The organism is Pseudoalteromonas sp. CST2, from assembly GCF_028599385.1.
GTDB classification, from domain to species: domain Bacteria; phylum Pseudomonadota; class Gammaproteobacteria; order Enterobacterales; family Alteromonadaceae; genus Pseudoalteromonas; species Pseudoalteromonas atlantica.
In genome coordinates, this window is record NZ_JAQREO010000001.1 from 193,624 (window position 1) to 206,987 (window position 13,364).

At 40.9% G+C, this 13,364-nt stretch carries 15 protein-coding genes; 10 read left to right on the forward strand and 5 right to left on the reverse strand.

The genetic code is table 11. From position 1 onward, the window contains the following. The first annotated feature begins 24 nt into the window (after positions 1-24). The 3 genes from radC to rpmG all read left to right on the forward strand — a co-directional run bounded on the left by radC (position 25) and on the right by rpmG (position 1,373). Positions 25-699, forward strand: coding sequence for a RadC family protein (radC, locus tag PSH41_RS00855; protein ID WP_024033348.1), 675 nt, complete (start codon positions 25-27; stop codon positions 697-699). A 270-nt stretch (positions 700-969) separates the two neighbouring features. Further along, on the forward strand, positions 970-1,206 hold the full coding sequence (gene rpmB / locus PSH41_RS00860) for a 50S ribosomal protein L28 (RefSeq protein ID WP_004587946.1): 237 nt from the start codon (positions 970-972) through the stop codon (positions 1,204-1,206). A gap of 11 nt (positions 1,207-1,217) precedes the next feature. Continuing rightward, entirely contained in the window at positions 1,218-1,373 is a 156-nt protein-coding gene (rpmG, locus tag PSH41_RS00865) for a 50S ribosomal protein L33 (protein ID WP_004587947.1), read from the forward strand. Positions 1,374-1,581: 208 nt separating this feature from the next. Here rpmG and PSH41_RS00870 read toward each other — a convergent pair whose 3' ends face one another. After that, the gene (locus PSH41_RS00870; protein WP_004589063.1) at positions 1,582-2,508 is read right to left on the reverse strand and encodes a manganese-dependent inorganic pyrophosphatase; all 927 of its coding nucleotides are present in this window, start codon (positions 2,506-2,508) and stop codon (positions 1,582-1,584) included. Positions 2,509-2,626: 118 nt separating this feature from the next. Between PSH41_RS00870 and PSH41_RS00875 the strand changes: the two genes are divergently transcribed. Together PSH41_RS00875 and mutM are read left to right on the forward strand one after the other, a co-directional pair. Further along, positions 2,627-3,142 (forward strand): hypothetical protein, encoded by a 516-nt coding sequence (locus tag PSH41_RS00875; RefSeq protein ID WP_273588623.1) that lies wholly within the window; start codon positions 2,627-2,629, stop codon positions 3,140-3,142. Continuing rightward, entirely contained in the window at positions 3,142-3,951 is an 810-nt protein-coding gene (gene mutM, locus PSH41_RS00880) for a bifunctional DNA-formamidopyrimidine glycosylase/DNA-(apurinic or apyrimidinic site) lyase (protein WP_273588624.1), read from the forward strand. Before PSH41_RS00875 ends, mutM begins: the two co-directional genes overlap by 1 nt. Positions 3,952-3,956: 5 nt before the next feature. Here mutM and PSH41_RS00885 read toward each other — a convergent pair whose 3' ends face one another. From PSH41_RS00885 to PSH41_RS00900, 4 genes are read right to left on the reverse strand one after another with little or no spacing between them, the layout of a single operon-like run. Then, on the reverse strand, positions 3,957-4,457 hold the full coding sequence (locus PSH41_RS00885) for a DUF3299 domain-containing protein (RefSeq protein WP_004589066.1): 501 nt from the start codon (positions 4,455-4,457) through the stop codon (positions 3,957-3,959). Positions 4,458-4,470: 13 nt separating this feature from the next. Then, positions 4,471-5,712: an ABC transporter permease gene (locus tag PSH41_RS00890; protein ID WP_273588625.1), complete on the reverse strand. Its 1,242-nt coding sequence runs from the start codon at positions 5,710-5,712 to the stop codon at positions 4,471-4,473. Further along, complete coding sequence (locus PSH41_RS00895; protein ID WP_273588626.1) at positions 5,709-6,407, reverse strand: ABC transporter ATP-binding protein; 699 nt, start codon at positions 6,405-6,407, stop codon at positions 5,709-5,711. Before PSH41_RS00895 ends, PSH41_RS00890 begins: the two co-directional genes overlap by 4 nt. 11 nt (positions 6,408-6,418) lie before the next feature. After that, a complete protein-coding gene (locus PSH41_RS00900) occupies positions 6,419-7,489 on the reverse strand; it encodes a CDP-glycerol glycerophosphotransferase family protein (protein WP_273588627.1) in 1,071 nt (356 codons plus the stop codon). 376 nt (positions 7,490-7,865) lie between these two features. Here PSH41_RS00900 and PSH41_RS00905 point away from each other — a divergent pair, with 376 nt between their 5' ends. The 5 genes from PSH41_RS00905 (at position 7,866) to PSH41_RS00925 (ending at position 13,297) form a co-directional block, all read left to right on the forward strand. Next, positions 7,866-8,969, forward strand: coding sequence for a phosphoribosylaminoimidazolesuccinocarboxamide synthase (locus tag PSH41_RS00905; protein ID WP_273588628.1), 1,104 nt, complete (start codon positions 7,866-7,868; stop codon positions 8,967-8,969). Between the two features lie 121 nt (positions 8,970-9,090). After that, complete coding sequence (locus tag PSH41_RS00910; RefSeq protein ID WP_273588629.1) at positions 9,091-9,750, forward strand: methylamine utilization protein; 660 nt, start codon at positions 9,091-9,093, stop codon at positions 9,748-9,750. After that, entirely contained in the window at positions 9,743-12,058 is a 2,316-nt protein-coding gene (locus PSH41_RS00915; RefSeq protein ID WP_273588630.1) for a bifunctional diguanylate cyclase/phosphodiesterase, read from the forward strand. Before PSH41_RS00910 ends, PSH41_RS00915 begins: the two co-directional genes overlap by 8 nt. Further along, entirely contained in the window at positions 12,045-12,878 is an 834-nt protein-coding gene (locus PSH41_RS00920; RefSeq protein ID WP_273588631.1) for a DUF3034 family protein, read from the forward strand. The genes PSH41_RS00915 and PSH41_RS00920 overlap by 14 nt, the downstream gene beginning before the upstream one ends. Next, entirely contained in the window at positions 12,878-13,297 is a 420-nt protein-coding gene (locus PSH41_RS00925; RefSeq protein ID WP_029773274.1) for a group I truncated hemoglobin, read from the forward strand. Before PSH41_RS00920 ends, PSH41_RS00925 begins: the two co-directional genes overlap by 1 nt. The last annotated feature ends 67 nt before the right edge of the window (positions 13,298-13,364 follow it).

The window sequence follows — 13,364 nt, forward strand, 5'->3', positions numbered from 1 at the left end:
TTTTTTAATCATCAAGGATGAATAATGCAATTAACATCGTTACCTAACTCACTTCGCCCACGCGAAAAACTCATTGCAAAAGGCCCTAAAGCATTGACCGATGCTGAGTTATTAGCGATATTTTTGCGTACGGGCTTACCCGGTATGAATGTGATTGAGCTTGCACAGCACCTGCTTAACGAAAACAAAACATTGCATAATTTATTTAACGCCAGCCAAGATGAGTTTTGCGCACAAAAAGGGTTAGGGATGGCAAAATATGTGCAATTGCAAGCGGTGCTCGAGCTGAGTCAGCGTTACATGCAGGAGCGTTGCCAGCGCGATGCGGTGTTTAATTCGCCAAATGCGGTGTATGAATATTTAACGCTGCAAATGCGCGGGCTACAGCAAGAAGTGTTTATGGTGCTTTATCTCGATAGCCAAAACCGTTTAGTAAAAGACGAAATTTTGTTTTATGGCACGATAAACTCAGCCAGCGTTTACCCCAGAGAAGTTCTAAAAGCGGCCTTAAAAAATAATGCTGCGGCCATTATTTTGGCACACAATCACCCAAGCGGGATTGCCGAACCAAGCCAAGCAGACAAACTTATCACTAATAAATTACAACAAGCACTGCAATTAGTAGACATAAATGTGCTTGATCACATCATTGTAGGAGGAGAAACCTGTGTTTCTTTTGCACAGCGAGGCTTGATTTAAGGTTGCTTGATGAATAAGTGTGTTAAAAATGAGCGGTTTGGACGGTTTTAGCAAATTAGTTTAATTTAAATGCAGTTTTTACTTTCCCTAAGGGCATTCGATCTTTATAATTAGCCGCTATCAAATTTACATATGAGCTGGTTGGATAGATCAGTATTTGATCTTTGCCTGTAAAAGCTGTATAAAGAGCGCCCTTCGATTTATCTAGGGCACAAATACATGGCCTTAGGTTAAATTAAGCTCGAGCGAAGTTATTGGAGATATATAGACATGTCTAAAGTATGTCAAGTTACAGGTAAGCGTCCAACGGTTGGTAATCACCGTTCACACGCGAGAAACGCGACTAGACGTCGTTTCCTACCTAACCTACAAACACACCGTTTTTGGGTTGAAAGTGAAAAACGTTTTGTAACACTACGCACTACTACTAAAGGTATGCGTATTATCGATAAAAAAGGCATCGACGCGGTACTTACAGATATCCGTGCTCGCGGCGAAAAAGTTTAAGGAACTGAATCATGCGCGATAAAATCCGTTTAGTTTCAACTGCTGGTACTGGTTTTTTCTACACTACCGACAAAAACAAGCGTAACATGCCTGAAAAGATGGAAATCAAAAAGTTCGATCCTAAGGCTCGTAAACATGTGATTTTCAAAGAAGCTAAAATCAAGTAATTTAGTTTTCTTTCAGAATTGTAAAAACCCAGCTTATGCTGGGTTTTTTGTTTTTAGCACTTATCAATATTAAACAGCCCCTAAAATATTTTATTAAATCAACAGATATAATTTAGGCATAAAAAAACCTTGCAGGTAAAACCCACAAGGTCATTATTTTTACAGCTTACAGCTTACAGCTTACAGCTTACAGCTTACAGCTTACAGCTTACAGCTTGGCAAACACGTCTTGTAGTGGTGGCACTACTTGCTTTTTACGGCTTAATACGCCATCTAGCCATACTTTATCTTCGCTCGGCTTTTCACCGTAAGCTTGCTCTACAAGGTTTGCATCATCTGAAGCGATCAGCATTTGTGAGCCTTCTTTCATGATGTCGGTAAGCAGTAAAAATACTGAGTGGCGGTTGCCTTCAATTTTTAGCTTAGCAATATCGGCCTCTAAGTCTGCTTTGATTTCGTCAAACACTGCAAGGTCAATAACCTCTAGCTGGCCAATGCCCACTAGGTGACCGTTCATGTTGAAGTCTTTAAAGTCACGCATTACTAAGTCACGCACAGGGGTGTCTTCAACAGCTGACTTAACACGGAACATGTCCATGCCTAGTTCTTTAAAGTCTTCAATGCCGGCAATTTCTGCTAGTGCTTCTACACATTTAATATCAGCCGTTGTACAGGTCGGCGATTTAAAAATAACGGTATCGCTTAAAATTGCACATAGCATGATGCCAGCAATATCTTTAGGGATTTCTACGTTGTAGAAGTCATACATCATTTTAATAATGGTGTTTGAACAGCCTACCGGACGGATCCAACACTCAAGCGGTGTAGATGACGTTAAATCGCCTAGTTTATGGTGATCGACTACGCCAACAACACGTGCTTGGTCGATATCATCTGGTGCTTGTGTTTTTTCTGTGTGGTCAACAATATATACATCTTCGCCAGCGTAGCTTAATTTAAGCTCAGGTGCTTCGAAGCCAAATTTATCTAGGATAAATTGAGTTTCTGGTGACACTTCACCAAGGCGTGTTGGAATTGCTGGCTCATCGATTTGGTTTTTTAAATAAGCAAGTGCAATTGCACCACAAATAGAATCTGAATCTGGGATTTTATGGCCCACTACATACATAGACATTGACGGAACTCCTTTAAATTTGCCGATATTCTACCAAAGTCTGTGGCCTTTAACATATAGACAGTGCAATTAAGTTTTAGTTACACTTTAAAATCTTGAATTTACTGGGTGTATAAATATGCGACTGGGCCGCAAAGGTTGGAACAACGTTATTATTTTTTCGATGTTGATTATGATCTTCTTTTTAAATGGCTGGCATAAGCAGTTTTTAGGGGGCGAAGACGAGCCTACATTACAACCGGTGCTGCCATTACAAAGTTTTGTGTTAACACTGAGCTTTGTTGAACAGAAAATTGAACGTATTGGTACAAGTTGGCGTACAACCGCATTAAAAGAAAATACGCCCGTGAGGTGGGATGCATCACAGCAGCAATTAGCTGAGCTAATTAACCATTGGCAAACGGCTGCGTTGATGCAGGTAAATGAGTCTGTTGTATTTAATCCAAACTCACCATTGTACGTGGCCACCTTTGAGTTGGCTGGCGAGCGCTTACCTTGGGTTTATTTACTGTACAAAGGTAACGGTAAGTATTATTTGTTGGAAAAAAATAGCCAGCGCGTGATGGGGCTTGATTTAGCGACTGCAAAGCAGTTATTTCCAAGTGTTGATTTTTCAAAAAGTGAGTTGCATTAATGCCTGAATTACCAGAGGTAGAAGTAAGTAGACTGGGGATCACCCCGCATGTAGAAAACCAGGTGGTGACGAAGGTAAATATTTATAATGCCAGCATGCGATGGCCTGTGCCTGATGATGTTTATCAGTTAGAAGGGCAGAGGGTAGAGCGAATTGAGCGCCGTGCAAAGTATTTATTGCTGCACTGCGAATTAGGGAGTGCTATTTTACATCTGGGAATGTCGGGCAATTTGCGCGTTGTGGATAAACGCGAGCCGCTTAAAAAGCATGATCATGTTGAGTTTGTTCTTAGTAATGACAAGGCACTGCGATTAAACGACCCACGCCGGTTTGGTTGCTGTTTATGGCAAGCACCGGGGGATGTTCATAAGTTACTTTCAAAACTTGGCCCTGAGCCGCTTACGGATGATTTTTTTGCAAAGCGTGTATACGAGCAGTCGCGAAATAAAAAAGTCCCCGTGAAGCAATTTATCATGGATAACGCGGTGGTAGTGGGCGTAGGTAATATTTATGCCAATGAGTCGTTATTTAAGGCGGGAATACACCCAAGACGCGAAGCAGGCAAAGTATCGCTAAAGCGATATCAAACCCTGATCCCTATTATTAAAGACACTCTAGCAGCGGCAATAACACAAGGCGGTACAACCCTTAAAGACTTTGCCCAAAGTGATGGCAAACCAGGTTATTTTGCACAGCAGTTGTTAGTGTACGGGCGAAAAGGAGAGCCGTGCGTAACGTGTAAAACGCCACTTGAAGAAATTAGGCTAGGGCAGCGCAGTACGGTGTTTTGTAAGCACTGCCAAAAATAGCCGTGTTATAGCTCAAACGGTGCCACACCGACGGCTTTCATCTTATAGCCCACTTGGGCTATTTCACCAGACCAGGTTTCGGTACTGATAACGCCGGTAACTACAATCGCATCATACAGGCTCTCTATGGGTACGCCGCCTTTTACTGTTACATGAACGATTTGATTTGGCGGCGGGGGCGGTACGTGAATACACGCGCCAAAGTATGGCACAAGCAAAAACTCAGTAATAACTTCACTGTCGCCCTCAAGTGGGACAACAAACCCCGGTAAGCTCACTGATTGGCCATTTAATGCTTCAACCACAGGAGCATCTAGCTCTGGTTGCACCCAGTTTTGTTCACTGCCTTCGTGGTTAGCCTGTGCTTGGGTATCTATTTGTACATGCCCTTGCGGGATTAAGTCTTCCCAAAAAATTTCTTTCGGCGGGTTTGCACTACTGACAAAGCTAATAAGTAGGCAGCTTACTAGCGTGCAGTAATAAAGCGCGGATTTAAAAAGTATCATGAAATTCCTAAAGTTAAGTTTTTATACTCATACCATCGCTAAGCGAATAAAAGTAAGCGCGGGTAGCTGGTATTAAGCCAATTATAAACCCAGCGGCCATAATAACGCCTATTAAAGTGAGTTCATAGTAAGAGAGCATGGCAATATTAACGCTTATGCCTGCATGGCTTTGCAAATAGCTGCTACTGATAAGCATAACGCCATAATACAAACCACAGCCAACTAGGCAGCCTAATAATGTTGTAAATAACGATTCCATGCTTATTAGTGTAAATAGCTGCCATGGCCGTGCGCCGACTGAGCGCAATATAGCAAGTTCTCTTCGGCGTTGATTTAAATTGGCCAGTAGTGTGGTCAACATACCCAATAAACTGACTAATATAACAACGCCTGAAAACAGTAAGAGTACTTTTTCGACAATGGCGAGCATTTGCCACAGCTCTTTTAGAGTAACTGTGGGCATAATGGCTAGAAGTGGCTCTTTTTTGTATTGGTTGATATTACGCCTAATTTGCAATGTGTATAAAGGCGAGTCGAATCCCATTAAAAACGCAGTAATTTGACTTGGCTCACCGATTAGGTTGTTATGCTCATCGTGCTCATTATTCGCAGAATGTGAACCACCATGTATTAAATCAATAGCTGCTAGAGGTATGTGTAAGGTTTTATCTACTGGCGTGCCAGTGGCGTTTAAAATACCGATAACAGTAAACGGGTTGTCTTTATGATGATGAAAGCTCGTATTACCCATGCCGTGTGAAATTACTATGTTATCACCTAGCGTATACCCTAAACGGCTCGCTACATCGCTGCCAAGTACCACCTGGTTTAAATGCTCAAACGCGTGGCCTTGTTGAAAACTTAACGTTTGTTTTTTACCAAAGCGATAGTGGGTAAAGTAATCACGGCTTGTACCTAGTACAGCTTGGCCTTTGTGGCTGTCGCCTAAACTAATAGGAATGCTCCATTTAACACCACGTTGAGCTGCGATGTACTGATAACTTTGCCAGCTCACCCCATTATTGGCATAACCTATTCTAAATACAGAGGAAAGCAGTAATTGAATATCGCCGGTGCGGGCGCCTACAATTAGGTCTGTCCCAGAGATGGTATTACTAAAACTGGTTTTTGCATCCACGCGAATTCGCTCAATACTTAGTAAAAGCATCACGCTAATGGCAATGGTAAACAATGTGAGCAGTACACTTGCTCGGCGATTTAGCAAACTTTTATAAGCTAACTTAGTCAGGATCATAACTGCTCCTGTAAGCTAACTAGGCTAATTGCACGATTAAATAGCGGTTTTAATGTTTCGTCATGGCTTACAAAAACTAACGTACTGTTGGCGCGCTTAGCCTGTTCGAATAACAGCTTTATAAAGCTTTCTCTATTTGCGGTATCGAGTGCCGAGGTAGGCTCATCAGCAATTATAAGCTCTGGGCTGCCAATAAATGCGCGAGCGGCGGCAACCCGCTGTTGCTGACCAATGCTGAGCGAGGCAACATCTTTACTATGATAAGACTCACTTAAGCCTAATGCTGTTAATAAGCGTATCGCTTCTTTTTGTAAGCTTGGCTTGGGCTCTGTTGTTTGCTGTAAGGCTTTTTGTTTTCTGCTTTTTGAAAATTCACAGCCAAGCGTGACATTCTCAATGGGTGTTAAATACGGTAATAAATTAAAGTTTTGAAAAATATAGCCAATATTCTCCGCTCTAAATACATCTCTTTGCGTATTGCTAAGTGTATTTAAATCACGATTTAAAATACGTATGTTGCCACTACTTGGTGTGTTTATACCTGCCAGTAGCGCAAGCAGGGTTGATTTACCGGCGCCGCTGGGACCATGTAAAAAAATATGCTCGCCTTTATCAATTCTAAGGGTTGGGATATTTAGCGTAGGCTTGGCATCATTTTTATGCCATTTAAAGGTTACATTATCAAGCTCAATCATACAGTGTGGTGTTACCAACCCCAAAAGTTGAATTCTTTACGCATTTTAAGATTTCTAAATAGGTTAAGCGGTTTAGGTTTTAGCTTTTCTTTTATGTGCAAAAATTCATTTGCAGCATTAAGCACGCGTTGGCTAGATTTACCATCAGTATATGGGTGGAGCTCTAGGCAATAGTCTTCAATACTTTGCATTAATTTATTAGGTTTAGTTAACGCATGTTCTATTGCTGCTTCTACTTTATCGGCTTCAGTTACATCAAGTAAGTGAGGGAGTGGTTTTTGATTGCAAAACGTAACAACTGGCTTTCTAAGTAATAAAAACATCAATAATACCGAGGATGTATCACACAGCATTACATCTGCAGCTTTAAGCAAAGGGAGTACGTTGTCGGTTTCTATAAAGGTTAAGTTTTCATTATTTAATGCTTTATATCTCTCAACCCATTCTTGGGGCATTTTAGGATGAAACTGCATTAAAATACGCCACTTCCCTTGTCGGCTAAAATGCTTTATTTGCTCATATAATTTGGGAGCAAGTGATAATTTTTTTGAAAAAGTAGAGCAAATAAGCAATGTTGGACGTGGGTCGTCGCTTTCGAATGGGTTAGTTTGTGTATCGGTAAATAGGGGGTCGAGCGTTGGCCAGCCGGTTTCTACTACTTTAAAAAAACCATGTTGTTGCGCCAACTCTTTAAATCGGGTGGTTGTATTAGGGCCCTGTGTACAATATAGGTCGTAGCAGCCTCGTATTGCAAAGTGGCCATGATTGCCCTCTGAGCTGCGCTTCTCAGAATTAAAACCATGAAAAACAGCAACTTTTTTACCAGGAATAAAGCTTGGAACAATATTGCCTGGAATATAAGTTATATCAGGGTGCCAACTTCTCACATCAGATATTGTATGCAAGCGCTGCTCATCATCATCTAAAAAGTCGGGGTTTACTTCATTACCCGCTAAAAACCACCGAACTTCTCCACCATGGGCTAAAATTTGCGCCTGAAGCGGCCTTAAAATAGCGTATGAATAATTTTGCGAAATATACATTAGGTATTTTTTATTTGCGGTCGCAGTTAGGTAGTCCAAGCGTTACTCCTCTAGTTAGCACGCTAAGTTTACCGCATTATTACAGCCATATAAATATTGCGTGGTTATTTAAACTGAGCTCTGGGTAATAAACCTATTTCTAGCAGCTATTTTCAGCGCTAACTGCGTTGATTTTACTTGCAATAGGCCAGCTATTGACGCGTAAATTCGCCTTGCTTTCATTGAAAATCTTTGGCTAGAGAAAATAAATTTAAATATCAGCATATTACAACACGCCCTAGTCAGTCACTTAACCAGATTCAGGTTATTTAGTTTTCAGTGCTGATTGAGCTTTAGGGTAGGCTGATTTATTATATAGCGCTTATAACCCCATACCATACTTTGCTCTATGAGCATCCCTAACCCCGGAGATAGCATGACTAGCTATAAAGTTTTAGACGTAAACGATGACTTACCTATTCGCACTAAAGGTGCCGTACACAGCGGTAAAGTTCGTTCGGTTTATTGGCTAACAGATGAAGACAGCGCACGCCTCATTAAAGAAAAAAACTATAAAGTTCCGCAAGGAACTGAGCTGGCAATTATGGTTATTTCAGACCGTATTTCTGCTTTTGATTGTATTTGGCAAGGCGAAAATGGCTTAAACGGCGTGCCGGGTAAAGGTATTGCGCTTAACTCTGTTGCATCTCATTGGTTTAAGTTATTTGATAAAGCTGGCCTTGCGGGTAACCACATTGTTGATATTCCACATCCTTATGTATGGATTGTGCGCAAAGCAAGCACCGTAAAAGTAGAAGCGATTGCGCGTCAATATATAACCGGCAGCATGTGGCGTGATTACAGTAAAGGGGTTCGCAGCTTTTGTGGCATAGATTTACCTGAGGGCTTAACGGCAAACCAAAAGCTTGAAAACGTACTAATAACCCCTTCTACAAAAGGTATTATCGAAGGCGTGGCTGATATTCCACCTGTTGATGATGTGAATATTACGCGCGCTAATATCACTGATAATTTAGACGTATTTAATTTTAAATCGGCAGAGGATGTGACTAAATACGAAAAGCTATTGGTTGAGGGCTTTAAGCTAATTAGTGAAGAGCTGGCAAAGCTTGACCAAATATTTGTAGATACAAAATTTGAGTTTGGTTATGTAGAGGATTTAGACGGTAACCAACAGCTTATTTATATTGATGAAGTAGGCACCCCAGATTCTTCGCGCATATGGGATGGCGCGGCTTACCGCGATGGTAAAATAATCGAAAACTCTAAAGAAGGGTTCCGCCAGTTATTAATTTCTACTGTGCCAGAAAGTGACGTGCTGTTAAATAAAGACCGCATGGGTGAGCGTGAGCAGCTTGCTAAAGACTTTATTTTACCAGAATCGGTCATGCTTGAGGTGTCTAACACTTATGTAGGCATTGCCAGTAAAATCATTGGTAAAGAGATTGTAATTCCTGAAGATCCTCGCCAAGAAGTAATTAATATTTTAGATACTGATTACGGTCTTATTGTAAAATAGTACAACTAAAGTATTAAAACAAACAAAGCCCAGTCTTTATTTTTAGTTACTGGGCTATATTCCTTGCAATTAGTGCTGGTCTCTAATTAACTTAACCTAAGATTAACTTTTAGGTATTGATATGTTTAGGCAAGTGCAGCAAGTTTTTAATAAAAGAGGTTATTTACTCGCCGCTACTTTATTTTTTAGCCAAGGCGTACTGGGTGCAAATATTGATTTAGTCATTCAAGACCAGCATGGTCAGCCACTAAAAGGTGCAGTCGTTGAGCTTTATAAGGCGGCAAAGTCAGAGCGCACTACGTTACCCGTTGCGGTAATGGACCAAGTACATAAAGCGTTTTTGCCTGATTTACTGGTGGTGCAAAAAGGCCAGCAGGTTAACTTTCCTAACAGCGATAATATTCGCCATCATGTTTACTCTTTTTCTCAGGCTAAGCCCTTTCAGCTAAAACTCTATTCAGGCCAACCTAAAGAGCCTGTGACTTTTGATCAACAAGGTGTTGTTGTACTAGGCTGTAATATTCATGACTCTATGGTTGGCTATATTTATGTAGCCAATAGTGAATACGTTTATAAAACTAATAATACGGGTAAGTTAACCTTAGACATAACGCCGTTACCGACTACGCTGAGTGTGTGGCATGCGCTACAAACTGCACCGTTGGAAAATAAAAAAATGATAACAATAAACAATAACAATGAGTTACTAATTAAGGTTAATACCTCCACCCCAGCACCGCGAAATACTTTTGGCAGTAAGTTTAAGGGCGGTAATGACTAACAGTTTAAAAAACCGCATTATTGTTTTATGTGTAGGCTTAGTGTTACTGACCACTATGGTGAGCATTGTTAGCTTTTGGTGGTCTACAAGTAAATTTCAAGAAGAAAAAGTAAATCAAGATATTAGCGTAGCGCAAAATGTATATAAGCAATATCTGAGCGCAAAAGAAAGCCTACTGCTTACTGCTGCTAAAGTACTCACTGCCGACTTTGGCTTTAAGCAAGCGGTTGCCACTCGCGATGCAGGCACCATAAGTAGTGTGTTGTTTAACCACAGCCAGCGTATTGATGCAGAGCTTATGCTACTGATTGATTTATCAGGTAAATTAATTTCAGCCAATACTAATGCAGATTTGTACCCTCAAAATTTAAAGCCGTTACTGGATGAGTTATTAACTTCGCCAGAGCAATCGAGCTTTGTTGTTCTTAATAATCAGTTATATCAAGTTATTTTACTACCTGTAAGGGCGCCTAGAACGGTCGCATACAGCTTAGTGGGTTTTAAAATTGATGACGAAGTCGCCCTAGAACTTAAAAACCTAACAGGAATGGATGTCAGCTTTATTGCTGAGCAGGACAACCTCGTAAGAAGCTCGTTGCTTAATCGCCCAGAGTTTTTTTCACCTAAAAACTACTTTAACACCACCACAACAACGCGTTTGTTTGGTGATTATCCTGTATATAAAAACCAAGATATTATGTTGCCCTCCCTACAAGGGGATGCGGTAACAATTTTACTCAGTGCTGATTTAACGCAAAGCTATAACGATTTTGAAAACTTATTGTTTACGCTAATTATTATGGCCATTTTAACTATGCTGGTGGGGGTTATTACCAGTAGTTTACTGGCAAATAACTTAACAACTCCACTCTCTCAGCTTGCAGTTATTGCTAGGCAGTTTGCACAAGGTAATTACGCGTTTGAATTTAATGCATCTAAACAAAGTACTGAAATAGCAACCCTTGCTAACGCCTTTGATAACATGGGTAACGATATTAACGAGCGTGAACAAAAAATTAGTTTTCAGGCACGCCATGACTCGCTTACAGGCTTTTATAACCGCTCGGCTATGCTTGAAGTGCTTGATGATGAGCTGACTCCCTCTACACAATACACTCTGGTTGCTATTGATATAAAAGGTTTACGGCATATAAACGATAAGCTTGGTCCACGCGTAGGCGATGAATGTTTAAAAGCGGTTGCCAATCGAATTAGTGGCTTTTCAGACGAGCTTGGCGGCTTTCATGCGCGTATTGGTGGCGATGAGTTTTTAACTGTGTTTCCAAGCGCCGCTGCCAGAGAGAGAAAAAGCGGTATTGTTGGTTTAATGGCACAGCTATTAGCGTGTTATACCATTAAAACGTTAAAAATTAACTTACGCTTTAGCGCTGGGGTTGTCGAGTATCCTATGCAAGGTCTTGCCAGCGATGATTTAATGCGACGCGTACTTATTGCCGTAGACAATGCAACAGATAGCCAAGACAGTATTCATTATTACCAAAATGGTGAAGACGAAGCGCATTTAGATCGTCTTAAAATGTTAGATGAGCTTAAACAAGCCATTAGCGATGATGATGGGCAATTATTTATGACCTATCAGCCTAAACTGCATTTACACACACAAAAAATAAATAAAGTCGAATCACTGATCCGCTGGCAACGTAAAGATGGCAGCTGGGTAAACCCAGAGCTGTTTATTGATTTAGCTGAGCAATCGGGGCTTATTGTTGAGCTTACATCATGGGTTGTTAACACGGTGGTTTCTCAGGTGGCTGATTGGCAGGCTAAAGGGATTGAAATGCAGGCAGCAATTAATGTATCAGCACAAGATATTGCCTCACCGAGCTTTCATTCAGCGTTAGTGCGTACTCTAAAAAAATACAATGTTGAACCAACCCTCATTACTGTTGAATTAACTGAGCGCGACATGATTGAAAATGAAGAAAAAGGCATAAAAGCATTACAAAACTTAAAAGCCATCGGTGTAAAAATTTCATTGGATGACTATGGCGTAGGGCAAACATCACTGGGGAGATTAAAAATGCTGCCTATTGATGAGCTAAAGTTAGATAAGTGCTTTATTTTAAAGTTAGATGAGTCGCGCAAGGATCAATACATAGTGCAGTCGTCGATTACCTTAGGGCATCAACTAGGCTTTAGCGTTGTTGCAGAGGGCGTTGAAAACAGGGATTCGTTAGACTTACTTAAACTTATGAATTGTGACCATGCTCAGGGTTACTACCTAAGTAGGCCTTTAAAAGCAGAATTATTAGAACAGTGGCTAAAGGAATATTATGAAAAAAGTTAAGTGTTTATTACTTGGGTTATTACTTAGCTCGAGTTTTTCTGGTTTAGCAAGTGATGGTAAATTATTAGCGACCCCCGGGGTTTCGCAAATAGAAGGCAGTGGGGGCGGCGGTATTGTGCCTTGGGCACAACTTGCAGGTTACGCCAGCGAAGACGAGTTCTCTGTGAATGGCTTTTGTAGCCGTGCAGATGTAACAGACTACACTTTAGATGTATGTGGAGCACAAGTTAACCTATTTAATCGTGTGGAACTTAGCTACGCTCAACAACGTTTTGACGTGCCTGCACTTGATACCGAAATAGAGCAATCTATCACGGGCGCTAAAGTTCGTTTATACGGCGACATAGTTTACAGTGACTGGCCGCAATTGAGTGTGGGTATACAGCATAAATCTCTTGATGATGGCGCTGTTGCGACCCTAGTAGGTGCACAAGATACTAGTGGCACTGATTACTACCTCGCAGCGAGTAAACTCCACTTAGGCGCTGTAGGGGGGCTTAACTGGTTTTGGAACGTCACAACTCGCTACAGTGAGGCTAATCAACTCGGTTTGCTTGGTTATGGTGGGGCAAATAATGATGCAAAAATTTTATTTGAAGGCAGCACGGCTGTGTTTTTGAGCCGAAGTGTTGCCGTAGGTATAGAGTATAGGCAAAAGTCTAATAACCTTAATTTGGGTGAACAAGACTGGAAAGATTTATTTGTTGCTTGGATGCCAAACAAACACGTGAGTGTCACCGCTGCTTACTTAGATTTAGGTAGCATTGCAGGTACGAGCGATCAAACAGGGTGGTACTTATCGGTAACAGGGTATTGGTAATGAAAAACGTTGTCATTTTATGGTTGTGTTTAAGTGCCCTGGCAGGGTGCGCAAGCTCAACAAATTTATCGCTTTATCAACAGCTTGATGGCCGTGCGGGGCTTACGCGTATTGTAGACAGTTTTATTTACCAAATAGGTAATGATGAACAAGTACTGCATTATTTTGAACACAGCGACATAAGCCACTTTAGAGAAGGCTTTATTATGCATATGTGTATGCTAGTTGATGGCCCATGCAAGTATAAAGGTGACTCTATGGTAGATATTCATACTGGGATGCACATAACTGAGAAAGATTTTAACCATGTGGTGGACTTACTTGTAAATGCGATGGAAGAGCAAAATATTAGCCATAGCATACAAAATGAGATTCTATCTAGGATGGCACCGCTGCGTAGTAAAATAATAAGAATTTAGGTAACATCTGTAAATTATTTACTCGTAGCAGTGAACCTTACTTTTGTAATAGTGTCCACTTAGTATT

What these genes read in the sequence shown, in the direction of transcription:
- radC (WP_024033348.1), top strand. Translation starts at nt 25, where the DNA reads ATGCAATTAACATCGTTACCTAACTCACTTCGCCCACGCGAAAAACTC.
- rpmB (WP_004587946.1), top strand. Translation starts at nt 970, where the DNA reads ATGTCTAAAGTATGTCAAGTTACAGGTAAGCGTCCAACGGTTGGTAAT.
- rpmG (WP_004587947.1), top strand. Translation starts at nt 1,218, where the DNA reads ATGCGCGATAAAATCCGTTTAGTTTCAACTGCTGGTACTGGTTTTTTC.
- PSH41_RS00870 (WP_004589063.1), bottom strand. Translation starts at nt 2,508, where the DNA reads ATGTCTATGTATGTAGTGGGCCATAAAATCCCAGATTCAGATTCTATT.
- PSH41_RS00875 (WP_273588623.1), top strand. Translation starts at nt 2,627, where the DNA reads ATGCGACTGGGCCGCAAAGGTTGGAACAACGTTATTATTTTTTCGATG.
- mutM (WP_273588624.1), top strand. Translation starts at nt 3,142, where the DNA reads ATGCCTGAATTACCAGAGGTAGAAGTAAGTAGACTGGGGATCACCCCG.
- PSH41_RS00885 (WP_004589066.1), bottom strand. Translation starts at nt 4,457, where the DNA reads ATGATACTTTTTAAATCCGCGCTTTATTACTGCACGCTAGTAAGCTGC.
- PSH41_RS00890 (WP_273588625.1), bottom strand. Translation starts at nt 5,712, where the DNA reads ATGATCCTGACTAAGTTAGCTTATAAAAGTTTGCTAAATCGCCGAGCA.
- PSH41_RS00895 (WP_273588626.1), bottom strand. Translation starts at nt 6,407, where the DNA reads ATGATTGAGCTTGATAATGTAACCTTTAAATGGCATAAAAATGATGCC.
- PSH41_RS00905 (WP_273588628.1), top strand. Translation starts at nt 7,866, where the DNA reads ATGACTAGCTATAAAGTTTTAGACGTAAACGATGACTTACCTATTCGC.
- PSH41_RS00910 (WP_273588629.1), top strand. Translation starts at nt 9,091, where the DNA reads ATGTTTAGGCAAGTGCAGCAAGTTTTTAATAAAAGAGGTTATTTACTC.
- PSH41_RS00915 (WP_273588630.1), top strand. Translation starts at nt 9,743, where the DNA reads ATGACTAACAGTTTAAAAAACCGCATTATTGTTTTATGTGTAGGCTTA.
- PSH41_RS00920 (WP_273588631.1), top strand. Translation starts at nt 12,045, where the DNA reads ATGAAAAAAGTTAAGTGTTTATTACTTGGGTTATTACTTAGCTCGAGT.
- PSH41_RS00925 (WP_029773274.1), top strand. Translation starts at nt 12,878, where the DNA reads ATGAAAAACGTTGTCATTTTATGGTTGTGTTTAAGTGCCCTGGCAGGG.